Origin of the sequence: Streptomyces sp. NPDC015220 (assembly GCF_043079345.1) — a bacterium.
Taxonomy (GTDB): Bacteria; Actinomycetota; Actinomycetes; order Streptomycetales; family Streptomycetaceae; genus Streptomyces.
Genome location: NZ_JBIBUK010000010.1, coordinates 267,654 through 285,582, shown reverse-complemented (window position 1 = coordinate 285,582; position 17,929 = coordinate 267,654). Strand labels below are relative to the sequence as shown.

The following is a 17,929-nucleotide window of genomic DNA, read 5'->3' as shown; positions in this document are numbered from 1 at the left end:
AACAAGGACCCCGAGGCCCCGATCTTCGACCTGGTCGACTACGGCGTCGTCGGCGACCTCTTCGACGTCGTCCCCCAGCTCACCGACGAGATCAAAACCCGCAAGGGCTGACACCCCCGGCCGACCGGACCGGACCGGACGGCCGACGGCACCGGCGCGCCCCGGCACCCGGCGGCGCGCCGCCACCCGCCCGCGGCCACCCGTCCGCACGGCCACCGCACTTCGGCCGTCCGGACGCCGGGCCGGCGTGCGGTGGGACGACCGTGCCGATCGCGAGCCCTCGACGAGCGGCCGCGGCCGACCGACGTCGCGGATGCCTCAGCGGGCCTCGCCCGGTCCCTCGGTGTCGAACGCCTGGGCGACGGCAAGGCTGTCCTCGTACACATGGTGCCGGGTGACGAGACCGTCCTCGACGGTGAGGTGCAGGGCGAAGCGGGCACGATAGGCACGTCCGGTGGGGCGGGCGGTCTGGCGGATCTCGCCGAGCACGACCGCGTCGCGGCCGTCGACGAGAACGCGTTCGATCCGGGTCGCCGCCTGCCCGGGCACATGGTGCTCGGCGAGCTCGCGGTAGTGGGCGGCGGCGTCGGCGCGGGTGGAACGGCGACGGATCCACGGGGTGGCGGCCCGGCCGTGCTCGGCCTCCGGCCAGTCCAGCTTCCAGTCTCCCCGCTCGGCGTACAGCTCGGCGATGCTCTCGGGATCGCCCTCGCCCATCCGGCGCAACAACTCCTCCACGACGGCGCGGGTGGTCGCGGGTGCGGCCATGGACACGACTCATCACTCCGATCCGGTAGCCGCGTCCGGCGGACACGGCGGATCGACATTCTCACCGGCGCCGGCGGACCGGCGCCATGACCTCGGGAGTAACGGCGCCGAGCGTCCCGGATCACTTCCGCGCCGGCCCGTCGGTCCGGGTCCGCCGGCCCCAGGCCGGGGCTGGAGACCTCGTACGGGATGTCGTACGGGGCGACCCCGAGATCCCGTACCGGACACCGCCGATTTTCGTACGGGCGAGCGACGCGTTCACTCGATGGTGAGTTCACCCGTACCCGTGCCGGGCGTGGGACGACCCTGGGCAGGGCGGTGCGGGCCGGCACCGCGCGGAAGCGTTGCGGGGGGAGAGGGCATGGACCAGGACGCGGGGCGGCGCGGGGGCCTGGACGAGCAGGCCGTACTGCTGGTGGCGGGGCTGGCGGATCTCACGGTGAGCACGCTGGGGTCGGCGCTGGGGACGGTGCGCGGGCTGCTGCGGCGTGCGGACACCGCTGAGCTGGTGGCCGAGGCCGAGCAGGACCTGAGGGCGCGGGGACGCCTGGCGCTGGACCGGTACGCGGCCGTACCACCGCCGTACCTCGAGGTGCTCGCCCGGCACGCCCAGGCCCGGCAGACCGCCGATGACGTCTGACCGGTGGGAACCGGCCGCGTTCCGGACGCGTGTCGACGAGGTCCTGCACCGGTTCGTGGCCGAGGAGGCGGACCGGTTCGCGGCGATCGATCCCGCACTGGCGCCGGTGGCCGAGCAGTTGACGGCCGCGGTCGCGGACGGGAAGCGGCTGCGGGCGGCCTTCTGCTACTGGGGCTGGCGCGCGGTGGGCCAGCCCGACAGCGCCGCGCTGGTCCGGGCCGCGGCCTCCATGGAACTGGTGCACGCCGCCGCCGTGGTGCACGACGACCTGATCGACGACAGTCCCCTGCGGCACGGCCGGCCCACCGCCCACATCGCCCTGCGCGGCGCGGTGCGGCACCACTCGCACACCGTCGCCGCGGCACGCTCGCTGGCGATGCTCGTCGGGGACGCGCTGATGGCGCTGGCCGGGCAGCTGTTCACCACCAGCGGTCTGCCCGCCGCCTATCTGAGCCGGGCCCGGCCGCTGTGGTCGGCGCTGGCCCGGGAGCTGATCGCCGGCGAATGCCTGGAGATCCTGCACACCGGGACCGCGCCGGACACCGCGGCGTCCCTGAAGGTCGCCCGGTACAAGACCGCCAAGTACACCGTCGAGCAGCCGCTGCTCATCGGCGGCGCCCTGGCCGGTGCCGGACGACGGCTGTGCGACGGCTACCGCGCGTACGGGCTGCCCCTGGGCGAGGCGTTCCAGTTGCGGGACGACCTGCTCGGTCTGTTCGGCGACCCGGAGCGCACCGGCAAGGCCGACGCCGACGACGTGCGCGGACACCGGCCCACCGCCCTGCTGGCCGAGACCTGGCGCCTGGCGGACGCGGACGAGCGGGAGCGGCTGCGCACGCTGCTGGGCCGGCACGCCCCGGACGAGGAGGCGCTGGACGCGGTGCGCGAGGTGATGCGCCGGCTGAAGGCGCCCGACCGCGTCGAGGACATGATCGCCGTCCGCGTGGAGGAGGCCCTGGACGCCCTGCACGAGACCGACGTCCCGGCACATGCCCGCACCGCACTGACCGGACTGGCACGTTCGGCCGCGAACCGCCTGTCCTGACCCGCGCACACGAAGACCGGGGGAGGCCCGCGCCACCGCCGGGCGCCTCCCGCCGTGCACGACCCCGTGGACGACCACGACCCCGTGGGAGACGAGGAGCCCTGCCATGACCCACACCGAGGACTCGACGGACGCTCTGCGGCAGGCCGGTGACGAGCTCGCCGACGCCACCGTAGCCGCCCTGTTCGAACGCGGGGAGGTGGGCGAGTTCAACACCCTGATGCGCTACGTCTCCGTGGCGGGCGCCCCGTTGCCGGACGGGCTGCCCGACGTCGCCCTGGAGTACCTGCGGGCCACCAGCGTCCCGCCCGCCTGGGTGGACTGGGGCGAGATGGAGAAGGCCAGGCTCTTCTTCATCGACAACAACGTGCACATCTCCACCGCGCTGTCCTTCGCCTCGATGCCCGCCTGCTACCTCGTCCCGCACGTGGCGAAGCTGCTGTCGGCCACGCACGGGCTGAACTACCCCTCCAGGCGGATGGCGGAGACGGGCCAGTTCACCGTCTACCTGATGCGGCCCGACGCCTTCGAGGCCGGCGGCCGGTTCGTCCCCGCCGCCCAGAAGGTCCGCCTGCTGCACGCCGCCATCCGCCACCACCTGAAGCGGGAGGGCCGCTGGGACACCGGGACACTGGGCGTGCCGATCTGCCAGGAGGACATGATCGGCGGGCAGATGTTCTTCTCCCTGCTGGTCCTGGACAGCCTGCACCGTCTGGGCGTCCACATGTCCGAGGAGGGCGCGCGGGCCTACTACTACGCCTGGCGGGTGGTCGGCGCGATGCTCGGCGTCGACCAGGACGCGGTACCCGGGTCACTGGAACAGGCGCGGCGGTTCCTCGATACGTACATGGTCCGGCACATGGGCCCGTCCGAGGAGGGCGCACACCTGACCCGGCAGCTCATCGACCTGTACGAGGACGTCGTCCCGGGCACCTTCTTCGACCCGATCGTCTCCGCCCTCATCCGCCACCTCGTCGGTGACACCTGCGCCGACTGGCTCGGTGTGTCCCGCACTCCCTGGGACACCGTCGTGAAAGCCGTCCCCCACCTCCTCGGTGTGCTGGAGACCATCGAGGACCGCTCCCCCCTCGGCGCCTGGGCGCTGGACCGCCTCGGGCACCTCACCACCGTCCTGGAGCTGTCCTCCCTCACCCGCGGCCGGGTCATGCACTACGCCATCCCCGAGCAGCTCAAGAAGGATTTCGGCGTCAGCGGCACCCTGCCCCGCGCCCGCCGGTGGACCCCGCCGGCCGTCACCCTCCCCTGAGGGCCGTCCCGCGGTCGCACCTCGCACGCTCGGCGGCCCGCCGCCGGTCACCGGGTGTGTCGGCTATGTTCTCGGTGGAGACTCGGGCACGGGGGAGAAGCCATGGCACAGTTCCTGGGACCGCTGGAGCTGACGGGGGACGGGTGGGTGATCGGGGACCCGACGCGGCAGGACGGCCTGTACGTCGTGCTCACCCCCGAGGGCCTGGAGCACCGGCGGCACGGGGAGGCGGCGCCCCGGCTCGCCGTCGAGTGGTCCCGGTTCGTGGAGCTGAACGTGCGGGCCGCCTACCGGAAGTGGCAGGCCGCGCCCGGCCTCCCTTCGCGGCCCGGCGCCGACCTGGGCCGCGACGGCTGTTCCCTGCACGGCATCGTGCGCCACCCCTACGATCCGTGGCGTGTGCGGTACACGCACCACCGGCGCCGCTACACGGGCGGCCACGTCATCCTGCTGAAGTGCCTGTTCGCCCAGCTCGGCGAGGTGAAGGCGCTTCACCGGCTCGGCGATCCCGAGTGGCTGGGGGCGGCGGTCGCCCGGCTCTCGGACCACACCTCGTGGTACGAACCCAAGGGCCGGCGTCTGGTGGAAGCGACCATCCAGAGCCTCGGCACCTGACCGGCTCCCCGCCGGCCCACCGGAGCGCGACCCGGCCGCCCGCTGCGTCCCGCGAACCACTGCGGTCACGGTGCGGCCCCCGCGCTCTGCGGTCGGACCACACTGGAGCCGGCCAGGACACCCGGCCCAGGCGCTGCCGCCGGCCTGTTCCCGCCCCCGCCCCCGCTCCCCCACCGGCACCGGCACCGGCACCGGCACCGGGCTACGGGCTACGGGCTACGGGCGAGCGGTGATCCCGGTGAGGATGAGCTCGATGCCGGCGAGGAACTCCACCCGGTCGTCGTGCTCCCGCAGTTGTCCGGCGACGTCCCGGGTGAACGCGTACTGTTCGGGGTCGAGTTCTTCCCACGCGGTCGCCATGCTGTCCAGGGCCTCGGTCCGGTCCGTGCCCGGCCGGACCGCGCGGGTGTTGGCGGCGTTCTGGCCCGCCACTCCGAGGATGTAGCTCATCAGCGCGGACGCCGCGGTGAACTGGGCGGCTCGGGGCACTTCCAGCGCCTGGACCTGACGGCCGATGCGTTCGAAGATCCGGAGCATCGGTGACCGTCCGGGCGCGCCGCCGAGGTTCGCGCCGAGCCACGGATGGGCGTCGATCGCGTCGAACACGCCCAGCGCGAGGGCGCGGATCGCCTCCCGCGGCGTCACGTCGGCGTCGTCGCCCACGACGGTGGCGGCGACGACCGCCTCGGCGGCGGCGGCCAGGAGTTCGCTCTTGCCCGTGACGTGCCAGTAGATCGCCCCCGGCCCGGTCGCCAGGCGCTCGGCCAGCGCGCGGAAGGTGAGACCGCTCTCGCCCTCCGCGTCGAGGAGTTCCACGGCTGCGCCGACGATGCGCTCCCGGGAGAGCGGTTCCTGCCGTCGTTCCGCACGACGCGTCCTGGCTGCCATCCGGCCATCCTAACCAACCTGGAACGTCGTTCCAGCTTGACAACCTCTGGAACGACGTTCCACCCTGGAAGCTCTGGAACACTGTTCCAGACAGTGCGCCGCCGGGCGTCCACCCAGCGCTCGGCCATGGCCCGATCAGGAAGGAAGCACCATGACCAGCACGGTCACGATCATCGGCGCCGGGCTCGGCGGTCTGACGCTCGCCCGCGTCCTGCACGTCCACGGCATCCCGGCGACGGTCTACGAAGCGGACACCTCGCCCACGGCCCGCACCCAGGGCGGCCTGCTCGACATCCACGACCACAACGGGCAGCTCGCGCTCAGGGCGGCCGGGCTGTTCGAGGAGTTCCTCGGCATCGTCCACCAGGGCGCCGAGGCGTCACGGGTCCTCGACAAGGACGGCAAGGTCCTCCTGGACGAACCCGACGACGGCAACGGCAGGCGCCCGGAGGTGCACCGCGGCGCTCTGCGGCGGATCCTGCTCGACTCGCTGCCCGCCGGCACGGTCCGGTGGGGGCACAAGGCCACCGCGGTCCGCGCCCTCGGGGGCGGCCGGCACGAGGTGACGTTCACGGACGGGACGACCGTGACGACCCGCCTGCTGGTCGGCGCGGACGGGGCGTGGTCGCGGATCCGTCCGCTGCTGTCCGACGCCGAGCCCGAGTACGTCGGCACGTCCATGATCGAGACCTACCTGTTCGACGCCGACACCCGCCACCCGGTCGGCGCCCGGGTCGTCGGCGACGGCTCGCTCTCCGCGCTCGCCCCCGGCAAGGGGATCTCCGCCCACCGCGAGCCGGACGGCGTCCTGCACACCTATGTGTCGCTCGACAAGCCGCGGGAGTGGCTGGACGCCATCGACTTCACCGACGCCGCCGCGGCCAGGGCCCGGGTCGCCGCGGAGTTCCACGACTGGGCCCCGGAACTCACCGCGCTGATCACGGACGGTGAGACCGCCCCGGTCCCGCGCACCGTCAACTCCCTGCCGGTCGAGCACCGCTGGGACCGCGTACCCGGGGTGACACTGCTCGGCGACGCCGCCCACCTGATGCCCCCGTCCGGCGAGGGAGCCAACCTCGCCATGTACGACGGCGCCGAGCTCGGCAACGCCCTCGCCGCCCACCCGGACGACCCCGAGGCCGCGCTCGGCGCGTACGAGGAGGCCCTGTTCCCGCGCAGTGCCGCCGCTGCCGTCGATGCCTTCCGCGTCCAGCGGTTGTGCTTCGGCGACGACGCCCCGCACAGCCTCGTCGCCTTCTTCACCGGCCACGGGCAGGCGGGTTGAGCAGGACGGACCACGGCCGCCCCGGCCCGTGGCCCAGTGGCCGGCAGCCGCCCCGGCCCATGGCCCAGTGGCCGGCAGCCTGACCGTATGCCGGCCCGCCCCGACGCACACCGGCCGCCGGGCCCCGGATTCGCGGTCACCGGCTGACAACGCCCGTCCGGCCCCGGGATTCCGGATCACCGGCGGACAACGCCGGTCCGGCCCCAGGTCCGGGATCACCGGACGGACGACGCCCCGTCCGGCCCCGGCGCGGCGGTCGCCGGCCGGCGGCGTTCGAGGTTCCGCGCGATCCGGCGTTCGAGCCCTGCCCGGCGAGCCGGCCACTCCTCCGCGGTGATGGAGAAGACCGCGGAGTCGCGCAGCCGCCCGTCCTCACCGGGCGCCCACGACCGGGACCAGTTCCGCAGCACACCCTCGAACCGGGCGCCCACCGCCTCGATCGCGGCCCGTGAACGGCTGTTGCGCGCGTCGGTCTTCAGGTCGAGACGCGCCACCCCCCAGTCCTCGAACGCGTGCCGGAACAACAGGTACTTGGCCTCGGTGTTCACACCCGTGCCCTGGGCCGACGCCGCGAGCCAGGTGTACCCGACCTCGATCGCGCACAGCCCCTCTCCGTCCGGCCACGGGCGCGGTTCCAAGTAGGCCGTGGCCCCGACCGCCCGCCCCGAGGTCCGGTCCACCTGCGCGTACGGGGCGATCGCGCCCGCGGCGGCGCGCGCGAGCTGGGCGTCGATGTACCCGTCGACCTCCGCCGCCGTGGGAACCCAGGTGAACCGGTACGAGCCGCGGTCCTCCTCGGCCGCCACCGCCAGGTCGGCCGCATGACGGCGGTCCAGAGGCTCCAGGCGCACCGACGCGCCTTCCAGAACCGGTCCTCGCAATATGTGACCCACTGGTCGTCACTCCCTCTTCGGCACAGGTGCACAGCGGGCCGCGGGGCCCGAGCCCGCAGCGTCGCAGAGCCACGGCGGCGTGTCGCGCGAATTCCTCACGGGCCGCCTCACCGCACCGGTGCGCGAACGCCTCGCGGTCCGGGGCGCGTTCACGGCGTCGCCGGGCGGGCGCCGCTCGGCGACGCTCACGGCACCGAGCGGTGCGGCGGCACACCACGGAGCCGGTCGCTCCTGCCGGCCGGATGTGCGACACCCGCGTCGCTGGATAGAGTCGTCCCGCCACGACTGGTCGGGGAAAGACCAGAGCGCCTTGGGGAGGGCCCGCAGCACATGAGTCGTCGTTCTAATGGCTTGGTCGGCGTCTGGGCCGAGATGCAGCGGCAGCAACAGCGCCAGACGGAGGACGAAGCCAGGCGACGGAGGCAGGAGGAGCAGCAGGCCCGCGCACACCAGCGGCGGGCCGCGCGGAGTCACCGCGAGTACCGGCAGGCGGAGGCACTACGGCGCACCGAGGAACTGGACGCACAGGTCACGTCGCTGCGGGGGCTGCTCGCCGCGGGCTGCCGGGCTCCGGCCTTCCGGGCTTCCTCCCTCATGCGCCCGGAGGACATCGAGCCCTTCGCTCCGGGACCGTTGGCGCAGCCCGTGCCCATGCCGGACTTCGGCCACTACCGGACGCAGGCCGGGTGGACCGCCGGCCGCCGGGCCCAGGCGGAGGCCCGGGCCCGGTTCGAGCGGGACTGGCACGCGGCCCAGGCGGCGGAGGCGGAGCGGCAGCGGCGGTTGGCCGTCTACCAGCGGGAGTACCGGCAGTGGGCCGATGCCCGACTGGCCGAGGTGCGGCGGCACAACGCCGGTGTCGTCGAGCTGACCGAGGGAGTCAGGCGCCGCGATGCGAATTCCGTGGTCGAGTACTTCTCCGCCGCGCTGTACGCCTCGGCCGCGTGGCCGGAGGGCTTTCCGCGCCAGGTGACGGCGGCCTACGACGCGGCGGCGGGAGAACTGGTGCTGGACTGGGAGCTGCCGGCGTACGACGTCGTTCCCGAGGTCAAGTCCGTCCGGTACATGCCCGGTGTGGACCAGGACAAGGAGACTCCCCGGCCGGCGGGTCAGCGTCGGAGCCTGTACCGGGAGGTCCTCGCGCAGTGCGTGCTGCTCGTGCTGCACGAGCTCTTCGCCGCCGACGAGCCGGGCGTGCTGGAGTCGGTGGCGTTGAACGGGTTCGTCGACGGGCACGACCCCACGACGGGCCGGCCGGGCCACATCTGGCTGGCGACCGTCATGGCCCGCCGCTCGACCTTCCGCGACCTGCACCTGGCGCAGGTGGACGCCGGTAGCTGCCTGGCCGACGCGCTGCGCGGGCAGCTGTCGTCCCGTCCCGACCAACTCACCGCCGTACGGCCGGGCCGGCGGCCCCAGGAGGTCGGCGACCGGGTCGTCACGCACGACGGCGACGAGGGGCCCGACCTGTACGAGATGGATCCGATCGCCTTCGAGAACCTCGTCGCCGAGCTCTTCCGGGCCATGGGGATGCGGGCGGTCACGACCGAGCGCTCAGGCGACGGCGGGGTGGACGTCGAGGCGCTGGATCCGACACCGATCCGCGGCGGCAAGATCGTCGTGCAGGTGAAGCGCTACCGCAACACGGTGCCGCCCACCGCCGTGCGCGACCTGTACGGAACCGTGCAGGACACCGGCGCCAACAAGGGCGTCCTCGTGACGACGTCGAAGTTCGGCCCCGGCTCCCACGCCTTCGCAGGCGGCAAGCCGCTGGAGCTGATCTCGGGAACCGAACTCGTCGACCTGCTGCACCGCCACGGGTTCCGCGGGCGGCTGGGCGAGGGCGCCGGTCGCCCCGCGGCGCGGCCGACGCCGACGCCGACGGTCGTGGACACCCGGCTGCCCGATGACCACAACATCCTGGGCATGTCGTGGTCCGGAAGCGTCGCGTTGGACGTGTGCGCTCTCGTCTGCCACGGCAACCGGGTCCTCAGCGACGACCACTTCGTCTTCTTCAACAACCCTCGGACCCCGGACGGCACCGTGTGCGCCCTTCCCGCCTCGGCGCCCGACAAGGCCGCGGTCCGCGTCTGCTTCGACGCGCTGCCGGAGGAGGCCGACCGGTTCGTCCTGGTGGCCTCCGTCGACCCGGAGGTCAATCCGGACGCCGACCTCTCGGGCTTCACGCAGGCCCGCATCCGCCTGCTCGACCCGGGGCTGGCGGAGTTGGGGCGCCTGGAGGTCTCCGACGGCCGGCCGGGCGAGACCGCCCTGGTCCTGGGTTCCTTCCGCCGCAGACCGAACGGCGACTGGGACTTCGTCCTGGGCGGCAAGGGCTACCCGGGCGGACTGGAGGAGCTGGTACGGGACTTCGGCATCGAGGTCGAGTAGGTTCCGAGCCGGGTGCCGGGTGCCGTGAGGACGGGGTTCCCGCGGTGCGGGCCCTCTCCGGGAAGGGGCCCGGCCCGGTACCGTCGCGCACCCGACGTTCACACGACTGCCAGACCCCCTCGGCGACCGGCCGCCCGCCGCCGCGGGCCGCCCCCGCCGGCTGACCCGGGGCGGTCCCGTGGAGTCGACGGGCCGCGCCGTCGGCGGCTGCTGCCGCTAGCCGGCCACCGCGTCGTGCGGCCTGTCGCGGTCCGCCAGGGCCTCGGCGGCCCGGTTCCGGTAGGCGCGGAAGCGGCGCAGGTAGGACCGTGCCATGGGGCCCGGCGGGACGCCCCGGGCGAAGGCCCGCATGTTGCGTTCGCCGGCGTTGTAGCCCAGGGCGAGGAGTTCGTCGCGGGTGTAGCGGCGCACGTGCCGATCCGGGAGGCTCCGGTCGAGGTCCTTCAGGTGCAGGGCCGCCGCGCGGATGGCGAAGGCGGGATCGTCGCGGAGGTCCTGCCAGCGCTCCGGCAGACCGTGGGCGCGCCGCACCCGTTCGAACGTCGCACGGTGCATGTTGGCCACGCCGAAGGACGCCCCGGGCTTCCACCACTGCCACAGCCGCTCCAGCAGCGGATGGTGCGGCTTGTACGCCTCGTTGTGGAGCACGGTCATCACGAGCACGGGTGACACTCCGACCTCCTCGGCCCCGCGCACCACGTACGCGGCGTAGTCGGCCGGATCGTAGCCGCCGGGCCGCAACGGCGGCGTCCGCACGCCGCCTCGGTCCACCGGCAGGGACCACCGCCCCGACTCCGCCGTCGCTCGCTCGGCCATCCTCACTCACCTCTCCCCTGCCGTCCGCCCTGGTCGGGACGGCAGGACGTCCACCGTCCCGGGGTTCGCTTGCCCGCGTTTCCCGGACCCAATCCGGCGCGCCGGAACCGCCGTTCCGCGTCCCCGGGCATAGGGCGCGGGCGTTGCGGAGGACCGTCGGCAGGGGCCGGCGGGGCGGACGGGACCGGGTGGAAGGGGCCGGAACCGAGGCTGCCCGGCCGGCCCGCCGTGGGACAGGGCGGGCCGGGGTCCGCGCCGGGGCGGGTCAGGGGCAGGTGTGCCCGTCCGGCAGCCGGCCCAGTGAGAGGACGCCGCCCGGATCGACGGTCGTGGTGCGGCAGAAGTCCACGTCGGCGTCGCCGTTCCCGGCCGGCGCGCAGCCGAAGCCCACCAGTGCGTCGTGGTCACTGAGGACGACTCCGAGGAGGCCCGTCAGCGCGGTGGCCGCCGGGGAGGAAGCCTGCTGGACCGACTCGCAGTGCACGGGGTCGGTCTCGGCGGCGCTGGCCGTCGAGCACCAGGTGAGGGAAGCCGCGAGGGCGAGGACGGTGGATGCCAGGCCGGCGGTGAAGCGCGCGGTCTTCGTCATGCCTCTCCGTTCATCGAAGGGACGGAACAGGGGTGAACCGGTGCTGATCTTCCCGCCTTCGTGGTCCCGTCGGCCGGAGCCACGGCGACCATCACCCGTTGGGCAGCGGGCGCGAACGGCCGAAGGGGCGGCACGACGCGGGTCGTCGGTTCACCCGCGTGGGCGGGAAGCAGGCGGTCGTCCCGGCGGCGCGCAGGCCGGGTCGTCTCCTCGACCGCGCCCTCCGGTTCCGCCGTGGCGCGGACACGGGATCGGCCGAGGCGGCGAGTGGCGCTCTCAGCGCTTGGTGGCTCTGTTGAACAGCGAGCGCGACCAGACGTATCCGACCAGGGCGATGCCGGCGCACCAGGCGAGCGAGATCCAGCCGTTGTCGCCGATCGCCGAGCCGGAGAGCAGCCCGCGCAGCGTCTCGGTCATCGGTGTGAACGGCTGGTTCTCGGCGAACCAGCGCAGGCCCGGCGACATCGAGCCGGCCGGCACGAAGGCGGAGCCGAGGAACGGCAGGAACTGCACCAGCAGCGGCTTGTTGCTCGCGGACTCGACGGTCTTGGACATCAGGCCCAGCGCGACCGCCAGCCAGGTCACCGAGAAGGCGACGGCCGCGAGGAGGCCGGCGGCGGCGAGCCACTTGAGCGGGCTCGCGTCCGACCGGAAACCGAGGGCGAACGCGACCGCGACGACCAGGACGAGGCTCGCCATCGTCTGGATGACACTGCCGATGACATGGCCCGTCATGAACGACGAACGTGTGATGTTCATGGTGCGGAAGCGGTTGATGATGCCCTCGGTCATGTCGGAGCAGACCGCGATCGAGGTCGACATCGCCCCGGACGCCACCCCCATGACGATGACGCCGGGCGTCAGGTACTCCAGGTAGGCGTCCCGGCCGCCGCCCATTCCGGCGCCGATCGAGTCCCCGAAGGCGTACACGAACAGCAACAGCATCAGGATCGGGGTCATGGCGGCGCCGAGCGACACGCTCGGATAGCGGATCGCGTGCCTGAGGTTGCGCCGCAGCATCGTCATCGAGTCGTGCACGGCGTAGGCGAGGGTGCTCATCGGGAGGTCTCCTTGGGAAGCGGGGCGCCGGTGCCGGTCGCGGTGGTGCCGTGGCCGGTCAGGGCGAGGAACACGTCGTCCAGGTCGGGGGTGTGCACGGAGAGGTCGGCGGCCCGGATGCCGGCGGCGTCGAGCCGGTCGATCAGGGCGCGCAGCGCGTCGAGGCCTCCGTCGCCCGCCACCCGCAGGGCGAGGTTCTCGTCGTCCCCCGCCGCGCCGGGGAAGGCCGCTGCCGCGCGCTCGTACTCGGCGGAGTCGGTGAACCGCAGCCGTACGTGGCTGCCGGGGATCCGCGCCTTGAGCTCGTCGGCCGTGCCCTCGGCGACGATCCGGCCGCCGTCGAGGACGGCGATCCGGTCGGCCAACTGGTCGGCCTCCTCCAGGTACTGGGTGGTGAGGAAGACGGTGGTGCCGCCCGCGACCAGCGAGCGCACCATGTCCCACATGGTGCGGCGGCTGCGTGGGTCGAGCCCGGTCGTCGGCTCGTCCAGGAAGATCACCCGGGGGTCGCCGACCAGTGTCATGGCGATGTCGAGCCGGCGCCGCATACCGCCGGAGAAGGTCGCGGCCCGCTTGTGCGCGACGTCCGCGATGTCGAACCGCCGCAGCAACTCTGCGGCGCGGGAGCGCCCCTCACGCTTGCCGAGGCGCAGCAGGTCGGCCATGAGGAGCAGGTTCTCCTCCGCGGTGAGCAGGTCGTCGAGCGCGGCGAACTGCCCGGTGACACCGATCGCGGCGCGCACCCCGTCCGGTGACCTGGCGACGTCGTGGCCGGCGACCTGTGCCTGCCCGCCGTCGGCGGCAATGAGCGTGGACAGGATCTGCACGGTGGTGGTCTTGCCGGCGCCGTTGGGTCCGAGCAGCGCGAACACCGAGCCGGTGGGGATGCGCAGATCGATGCCGTCGAGCACGGTCTTGTCGCCGTAGGACTTGCGCAGGCCGACGGCGGAGACGGCGACGGGCGGCCGCGGACCGCCGTCCTGTCCAGAAAAAGTCATGGGCATGACAGAAGAAGGCATGGGCCCTCCCGTTCGAAGGCTGAGATGACTGGGGTGAGGTGGGGGCGGCGAGTTCGCGGGGCCGCCGCTCAGGCCCGGGCGCGCCGGATGTCGATGTTGCCCCAGCGGGTCCGGGCGCGGACCTCGACGGTGTCCTCAGTCTCCTTGGGGGGCTCGGAGTCGGCGAGCGTGTTGCGCACCTGCCCGTGCTCGGAGCTGACGTCGAGCCAGGCGGCGGTGCCCTCACGGACGCCGACCTCGATGGCGCCGTAGGAGGTCTCCAACTGGACGGTGCCCCGGGCGACCTCGGCGACGCGCAGGGAACCGTGGGCGACGGTGGCCGTGACGGAGCCCTCGGCGCGCGCGATGTCGACGTTGCCGTGGGCGCCGCGCACCCGCAGTTCGCCGATCGCGGCGCCGACGGTCGTGGTGCCGTGCGAGTTCTTCAGGACCGCGGGACCGTCGACGGTGCCGACGCGCAGGCTGCCGGAGCTGGTGGTGATCTCGGCCAGGCCCTCGATCCGGTCGACGGTGGTCGTGCCGTGGGAGGCGGTGAGCTGGAGCGGCCCGGTCCGGTCGAGGCGGACGTCGCCGCCGGAGGTCTTCACCCGGACCTCCCCGAGCCGGCCCTCGCCGAGCACCTGGGTCCAGGAGCCGGTCACGTCGACGCGCGAGCCCTCGGGCAGGTCGACCGTCACATCGACGGCGCCGGTGGGTCCGACGAGGTAGCGCTGCTTGGTCCTGACGGTCAGGACGCCGCTCGCGTACGAGACCTCGGTCTGCTCGGCGGCCCGCAGGTCCTTGTCCCGCTTCGGGTCGCACGGGCGCACCTCGACGACGGTGTCGGGGCGGTCACCCGCGGCGAACCGAATGGAGCCGGCGCCGACGTGGGCGGTGACCGAGATCGGTTCGGGAGTGTCGAAAGAAGGCATGGCTGTCCCGTCCTCGTGAGTCTTTGGGTCGTCCCCGATGGTGGGACGTGGTGTGGGTGAAGTGGGGCGGGTGCGGGCGCGGCTAGCGCACCCAGCCCGTGAAGCTCTGCCCGATGGTGCGGGTCTTCTCCGCCGGACGGGGTTGCGGGCCGCCCTCGACCGCGGCCGACACGGCGCGCACCAGCCACGCGTTGACCGACAGGCCCTCACGGCTCGCCGCCTCCTCGGCGCGGGCCTTGAGGTGGGCCGGCAGGCGCAGGTTGACGCGGGCGGTGCCCCCCTCGTCGCCCTCGGCCGGGACCGGGGCCGGGGCCCTGAGCGGTTCGACGGGTGCGGCGGCCACTTCAGCGGAGCCGCTGCCGGCGGGCGGCGGCGTCACCACGAAGTCCGGGTCCAGCCCGCGCAGCCGCACGTCCACCGAGCCGGGGGCGAGCTCGCGGGTGATCTCGTCCATCGCGGCGGAGAGCACATGGAGCATGGTCAGACGGGTTGCCGACTCCAGCGGGGCGGTGAGCCGCTCGGCCAGCTCGCGGGCTTCCTCGCCGCCGGCCTCGGCGGCCACCGCGAGTTCACGGCGCAGGGTGTCGACATACGGAGTGAGGTCCATAACGCCATAGTGGCATCACAATGGCGTCACACGCAACCATGAATGGCACCTCGTGCGCACGGAGCCTTCGATTGACCGGCCTGAGCTGGGAAAAGAGGCCGCTATCAGGCTGAGCCACACTGGTGCCAGATATCAACGCGCGCCCCGATGGGCACGGAATGGCGCCGCGCGGCACCGAGTGGTGCCACGCGGCACCGGTCGGCACCGTCGAGCGCGGAGAGACGCCGCCGGGTGGCACCGGTCGGCACCAGGTGGCGACGGGGCGAAACGCCATGGGATCGGGCGGCGCCAGGTGACATTCGGACGGTGCCAGATGGCAGCGGACGGCACCAGGGCAGGGGAGGACGGCAGCGCGCCTCGGGGTCGGAGCGAGGGACTGAGCGGCGCCATCCCATAGCCGCCCGCTCCTCCTCGCGGTCCGGCGTGATTCGCCGCTCCGACCGTGTCCCGGGACGGCGTCCGGCCGGTGCCGGGGATGGCGTCCGGCCGGTGCCGGGGATGGCGTCCGGCCGGTGCCGGGGATGGCGTCCGGCCGCGGCTGCCGGAACCGACGGGCAGGCCACGCCGCGCAGGGGCCCTCCCGTCGGGAAGGCCCCTGCGCACATCCTGCCGCCGCTGGGAAGGGACGCCGCCGGTCGACCGGCCGATGTCGTCAGACCTGGCTGGGCCACCGCTCCGGCGCACGGCCCAGCAGCAGGAGCGCCTCCCGCAGGGGACCCGCCCCCTCGGGCACCTCCAGTGCGGGCGCGAAGAACGAGCCCGGCTTGCGGTAGTCGGCGTCCCGCGGCACCATCCGGGCGACGGCCACCGCCGCCTCCAGGACCTTCTCCGGCAGTTCGACGTCGACGCCCAGCGTGGCCGCCACGTCCCAGGCGTGGATCACGTAGTCGATGAAGTGGAAACCGACGGCCATCCGGCCGGGGTAGTCGCCGCCCAGCGGGGGCAGGGCGAACTCCCTCTCGGTGACGCCGGGTTCGGCGAAGGCGTCGAGCACGGAGGCGGCGGCCGCCCGGTGCAGCGCCGCGGGCTCGCTCGGGTTCTCGGACTCGTGCCAGTGGGCCGGCTCCTGCCCGGCTCCCCGGGCGGCCGCCGCGAATCCGTGGTGCTGTGCGGTCATGTGGGCCACGAGCCGACGCAGGGACCAGTCCGCGCACGGGCTGTCCCGCTCCCAGTCCTTGTCCTGCGCCAGGTCGACGAGACGCGTCGCCTCCCGCACGGCGATGCGGTCGAGTGCGACGATGTCGGGTTCGGTGTCAGTCATGGACCAAGCATAAAACTATGCGAACGATCGTGCTATATATTTTGAGCCCTTCACCCGATCGGGGGCGATTTCCGGGCAGCCGCGGAGGGCGCGGCAGTCAGGGATCCGCGGCCGCGGAAGACCCTCGGCCGCGGAAGGCCCACAGGCAGGCAAGGCACAGGGGCCCGCGATCGCAGAGGCCCTGGAAGGCGAGGCCGTCAGGTCGCCGGCCGCACCGGCGGCGAAGGCACCCCCCGTGGCCGTGCGGATGCGGGGCGACGGGGGTGCGTTTCGGGCGCGACACGGAAAAGGGGAAGCGGGGGTTCCGATGCCCGGGCCGGAACCCCCGCTTCCCCGGGCCGGTCCGGCGGACCGGGTCAGCCCCCTGCCCCGACGCGCGAGTCGGGGCTCCCCTGTGCGCTGGAGCGGTGGATCCCGGCCGCCGCGGCGGAGGTGGCCGGCAGTCCCGCGACGGCCACCAGGACGACCAGGAGCCAGGCGGCCGCTCCCAGGAGGAAGGTCAGCGTGAACTGGCTCTCGGCCGGCAGCGGCGGCACGCCGGGCGGCAGTCCGTGCAGGGTCTTGGCGGCCATCAGCGTGGCGATCACCGCGCTGCCGATCGCGCTGCCCGCCGAGCGGGAGATGGAGTTGATGCCGTTGGCGATACCGGTCTTCTCCGGCGGCACCCCGGTGACGATCAGCGCGGGCATCGCGGCGTAGGCGAAGCTGATCGCCGTGCCGTTGACGACGCTGGCGGCGATCACGGAGGCCGTGGTGCCGTGGGCCGCGGCCAGCCAGCCGGAACCGAGCACGCCGAGCACCCCGCTCAGCCCCAGCACCAGTCGCGGACCGTAGCGCTTGACCAGGGCGCCGCCCACGGGCGCGCCGACGAGCGAGAACGCCGTGCCGGGCAGCAGGTAGACCACCGAGGCGCGCAACGTGGAGGCGCCGAATCCGTAGCCGGCCAGCGACGGCGGGATCTGGGCGAGGAAGGACAGGGCGATGAACTGGGCGAACATCACGAAACCGACGAGCAGCCCGGCCACGTTGGTGTTCAGCACCGTGCGCAGCACGAACGTGGGCAGGTCGATCATCGGCTCGCGCACCCGGCTCTCGGCCGCCCACCAGGCGACCGCCAGGACCGCCGCGGCGACGAAGCAGCCGATCGTCGTGCCCGTGGACCAGCCCCACTCCTGCCCCTTGGAGACGGCCAGCAGCAGGAGCACCAGGAAGCCGCTGAAGGTGACCGCCCCCAGCACGTCGGTGCGGCCGCCCGGCCCGTCGCGGTCCGCCGGCACCCACAGCACCACCGCGGCCAGGGTGACGGCGGCCAGGCCGACGGAGAGCCAGAACACCCGGCGGTAGTCGGCGTCGGCGCCTTGGGTCAGCAGGCCCGTGAGCACCAGCGCCAGTCCGCTGCCGATGCCGAGCATGCCGCTGACCAGGGCCATGGCGCCGGGGAGCCGGTCGTGGGAGATCTCCCGGCGCAGAACGGCGAGGGCCAGGGGGAAGATCGCGGTGGCGCTGCCCTGGAGGACGCGGGCGACGATCAGCAGCGGCAGGGAGTGGGTGAGCGCGGCCAGCAGCGAGCCGGCCAGCAGGGCGACGGTGACCGCGACCAGGACGCGCTTCCTGCCGTGCTGGTCGCCCAGGCGGCCCAGCAGCGGGGTGAAGACGGCCGCCGAGAGCAGCGTCGCGGTGTTCACCCAGCTCACGGCGGAGGCCGAGGTGTGCAGCGCCGACTGGATCACACCCAGGATCGGCACCAGCAGGGTCTGCATCATCGACACGACCATCGCGGCGACGGCGAGGCTCACCACCATGGCGGTCCGGCCTCTCGCCTCGGGCGTTAAGGCGGCCGGAGGCGACTCGGCGGGTGTGGACATGTCATTTCTC

17 protein-coding genes and 1 pseudogene are annotated in these 17,929 nt (G+C 73.5%); 7 read left to right on the top strand and 11 right to left on the bottom strand.

The features are described from left to right. Positions 1 to 111 (top strand): annotated as a pseudogene (locus ACF061_RS21760) (electron transfer flavoprotein subunit alpha/FixB family protein); the annotation flags it as partial. A 207-nt stretch (positions 112 to 318) separates the two neighbouring features. Here the strand turns inward: ACF061_RS21760 and ACF061_RS21755 are convergent. After that, positions 319 to 768 carry a nuclear transport factor 2 family protein gene (locus ACF061_RS21755; protein ID WP_392268567.1) on the bottom strand — a complete coding sequence of 150 codons (450 nt, stop codon included), beginning with the start codon at positions 766 to 768 and terminating at the stop codon, positions 319 to 321. 361 nt (positions 769 to 1,129) lie between these two features. Here ACF061_RS21755 and ACF061_RS21750 point away from each other — a divergent pair, with 361 nt between their 5' ends. The 4 genes from ACF061_RS21750 (at position 1,130) to ACF061_RS21735 (ending at position 4,335) form a co-directional block, all read left to right on the top strand. Continuing rightward, the gene (locus tag ACF061_RS21750; protein ID WP_392268566.1) at positions 1,130 to 1,408 is read left to right on the top strand and encodes a polyprenyl synthetase; all 279 of its coding nucleotides are present in this window, start codon (positions 1,130 to 1,132) and stop codon (positions 1,406 to 1,408) included. Next, positions 1,398 to 2,453, top strand: coding sequence for a polyprenyl synthetase family protein (locus tag ACF061_RS21745; RefSeq protein WP_392268565.1), 1,056 nt, complete (start codon positions 1,398 to 1,400; stop codon positions 2,451 to 2,453). Before ACF061_RS21750 ends, ACF061_RS21745 begins: the two co-directional genes overlap by 11 nt. 106 nt (positions 2,454 to 2,559) lie before the next feature. Further along, the gene (locus ACF061_RS21740; RefSeq protein WP_392268564.1) at positions 2,560 to 3,720 is read left to right on the top strand and encodes an oxygenase MpaB family protein; all 1,161 of its coding nucleotides are present in this window, start codon (positions 2,560 to 2,562) and stop codon (positions 3,718 to 3,720) included. Positions 3,721 to 3,822: 102 nt separating this feature from the next. Beyond that, complete coding sequence (locus ACF061_RS21735) at positions 3,823 to 4,335, top strand: hypothetical protein (protein ID WP_392268563.1); 513 nt, start codon at positions 3,823 to 3,825, stop codon at positions 4,333 to 4,335. Positions 4,336 to 4,551: 216 nt separating this feature from the next. Here the strand turns inward: ACF061_RS21735 and ACF061_RS21730 are convergent, their stop codons facing one another. Continuing rightward, positions 4,552 to 5,223 carry a TetR/AcrR family transcriptional regulator gene (locus ACF061_RS21730; RefSeq protein ID WP_392268562.1) on the bottom strand — a complete coding sequence of 224 codons (672 nt, stop codon included), beginning with the start codon at positions 5,221 to 5,223 and terminating at the stop codon, positions 4,552 to 4,554. 151 nt (positions 5,224 to 5,374) lie between these two features. On the opposite strand from ACF061_RS21730, the gene ACF061_RS21725 reads away from it, so the two are divergent. Further along, positions 5,375 to 6,508 carry an FAD-dependent oxidoreductase gene (locus ACF061_RS21725; protein WP_392268561.1) on the top strand — a complete coding sequence of 378 codons (1,134 nt, stop codon included), beginning with the start codon at positions 5,375 to 5,377 and terminating at the stop codon, positions 6,506 to 6,508. 215 nt (positions 6,509 to 6,723) lie between these two features. Here the strand turns inward: ACF061_RS21725 and ACF061_RS21720 are convergent, their stop codons facing one another. Continuing rightward, positions 6,724 to 7,401, bottom strand: a complete 678-nt coding sequence (locus ACF061_RS21720) for a GNAT family N-acetyltransferase (protein WP_392268560.1) — start codon at positions 7,399 to 7,401, stop codon at positions 6,724 to 6,726. Positions 7,402 to 7,731: 330 nt separating this feature from the next. Here ACF061_RS21720 and ACF061_RS21715 point away from each other — a divergent pair, with 330 nt between their 5' ends. After that, positions 7,732 to 9,792, top strand: coding sequence for a restriction endonuclease (locus tag ACF061_RS21715; protein ID WP_392268559.1), 2,061 nt, complete (start codon positions 7,732 to 7,734; stop codon positions 9,790 to 9,792). A 216-nt stretch (positions 9,793 to 10,008) separates the two neighbouring features. Here ACF061_RS21715 and ACF061_RS21710 read toward each other — a convergent pair whose 3' ends face one another. The 8 genes from ACF061_RS21710 to ACF061_RS21675 all read right to left on the bottom strand — a co-directional run bounded on the left by ACF061_RS21710 (position 10,009) and on the right by ACF061_RS21675 (position 17,856). After that, on the bottom strand, positions 10,009 to 10,608 hold the full coding sequence (locus ACF061_RS21710) for a lytic transglycosylase domain-containing protein (protein WP_392268558.1): 600 nt from the start codon (positions 10,606 to 10,608) through the stop codon (positions 10,009 to 10,011). Positions 10,609 to 10,873: 265 nt separating this feature from the next. Continuing rightward, complete coding sequence (locus ACF061_RS21705) at positions 10,874 to 11,197, bottom strand: hydrophobin family protein (RefSeq protein ID WP_392268557.1); 324 nt, start codon at positions 11,195 to 11,197, stop codon at positions 10,874 to 10,876. 276 nt (positions 11,198 to 11,473) lie between these two features. Beyond that, entirely contained in the window at positions 11,474 to 12,256 is a 783-nt protein-coding gene (locus ACF061_RS21700; protein WP_392268556.1) for an ABC transporter permease, read from the bottom strand. Beyond that, positions 12,253 to 13,275: an ATP-binding cassette domain-containing protein gene (locus ACF061_RS21695; RefSeq protein WP_392268555.1), complete on the bottom strand. Its 1,023-nt coding sequence runs from the start codon at positions 13,273 to 13,275 to the stop codon at positions 12,253 to 12,255. Before ACF061_RS21695 ends, ACF061_RS21700 begins: the two co-directional genes overlap by 4 nt. Before the next feature lie 68 nt (positions 13,276 to 13,343). After that, the gene (locus ACF061_RS21690) at positions 13,344 to 14,186 is read right to left on the bottom strand and encodes a DUF4097 domain-containing protein (protein WP_392268554.1); all 843 of its coding nucleotides are present in this window, start codon (positions 14,184 to 14,186) and stop codon (positions 13,344 to 13,346) included. Positions 14,187 to 14,268: 82 nt separating this feature from the next. After that, positions 14,269 to 14,793: a hypothetical protein gene (locus ACF061_RS21685; RefSeq protein WP_392268553.1), complete on the bottom strand. Its 525-nt coding sequence runs from the start codon at positions 14,791 to 14,793 to the stop codon at positions 14,269 to 14,271. Between the two features lie 652 nt (positions 14,794 to 15,445). Then, positions 15,446 to 16,054 carry a TIGR03086 family metal-binding protein gene (locus ACF061_RS21680; protein ID WP_392268552.1) on the bottom strand — a complete coding sequence of 203 codons (609 nt, stop codon included), beginning with the start codon at positions 16,052 to 16,054 and terminating at the stop codon, positions 15,446 to 15,448. A 356-nt stretch (positions 16,055 to 16,410) separates the two neighbouring features. Then, on the bottom strand, positions 16,411 to 17,856 hold the full coding sequence (locus ACF061_RS21675; protein WP_392268551.1) for an MFS transporter: 1,446 nt from the start codon (positions 17,854 to 17,856) through the stop codon (positions 16,411 to 16,413). Positions 17,857 to 17,929: the final 73 nt, after the last annotated feature.

Bases quoted from the DNA above. Each gene is read 5' to 3' on its own strand.
- ACF061_RS21755 (WP_392268567.1), bottom strand. From the start codon at position 768: ATGGCCGCACCCGCGACCACCCGCGCCGTCGTGGAGGAGTTGTTGCGC.
- ACF061_RS21750 (WP_392268566.1), top strand. From the start codon at position 1,130: ATGGACCAGGACGCGGGGCGGCGCGGGGGCCTGGACGAGCAGGCCGTA.
- ACF061_RS21745 (WP_392268565.1), top strand. From the start codon at position 1,398: ATGACGTCTGACCGGTGGGAACCGGCCGCGTTCCGGACGCGTGTCGAC.
- ACF061_RS21740 (WP_392268564.1), top strand. From the start codon at position 2,560: ATGACCCACACCGAGGACTCGACGGACGCTCTGCGGCAGGCCGGTGAC.
- ACF061_RS21735 (WP_392268563.1), top strand. From the start codon at position 3,823: ATGGCACAGTTCCTGGGACCGCTGGAGCTGACGGGGGACGGGTGGGTG.
- ACF061_RS21730 (WP_392268562.1), bottom strand. From the start codon at position 5,223: ATGGCAGCCAGGACGCGTCGTGCGGAACGACGGCAGGAACCGCTCTCC.
- ACF061_RS21725 (WP_392268561.1), top strand. From the start codon at position 5,375: ATGACCAGCACGGTCACGATCATCGGCGCCGGGCTCGGCGGTCTGACG.
- ACF061_RS21715 (WP_392268559.1), top strand. From the start codon at position 7,732: ATGAGTCGTCGTTCTAATGGCTTGGTCGGCGTCTGGGCCGAGATGCAG.
- ACF061_RS21710 (WP_392268558.1), bottom strand. From the start codon at position 10,608: ATGGCCGAGCGAGCGACGGCGGAGTCGGGGCGGTGGTCCCTGCCGGTG.
- ACF061_RS21705 (WP_392268557.1), bottom strand. From the start codon at position 11,197: ATGACGAAGACCGCGCGCTTCACCGCCGGCCTGGCATCCACCGTCCTC.
- ACF061_RS21700 (WP_392268556.1), bottom strand. From the start codon at position 12,256: ATGAGCACCCTCGCCTACGCCGTGCACGACTCGATGACGATGCTGCGG.
- ACF061_RS21695 (WP_392268555.1), bottom strand. From the start codon at position 13,275: ATGCCTTCTTCTGTCATGCCCATGACTTTTTCTGGACAGGACGGCGGT.
- ACF061_RS21690 (WP_392268554.1), bottom strand. From the start codon at position 14,186: ATGCCTTCTTTCGACACTCCCGAACCGATCTCGGTCACCGCCCACGTC.
- ACF061_RS21685 (WP_392268553.1), bottom strand. From the start codon at position 14,793: ATGGACCTCACTCCGTATGTCGACACCCTGCGCCGTGAACTCGCGGTG.
- ACF061_RS21680 (WP_392268552.1), bottom strand. From the start codon at position 16,054: ATGACTGACACCGAACCCGACATCGTCGCACTCGACCGCATCGCCGTG.
- ACF061_RS21675 (WP_392268551.1), bottom strand. From the start codon at position 17,856: ATGGTGGTGAGCCTCGCCGTCGCCGCGATGGTCGTGTCGATGATGCAG.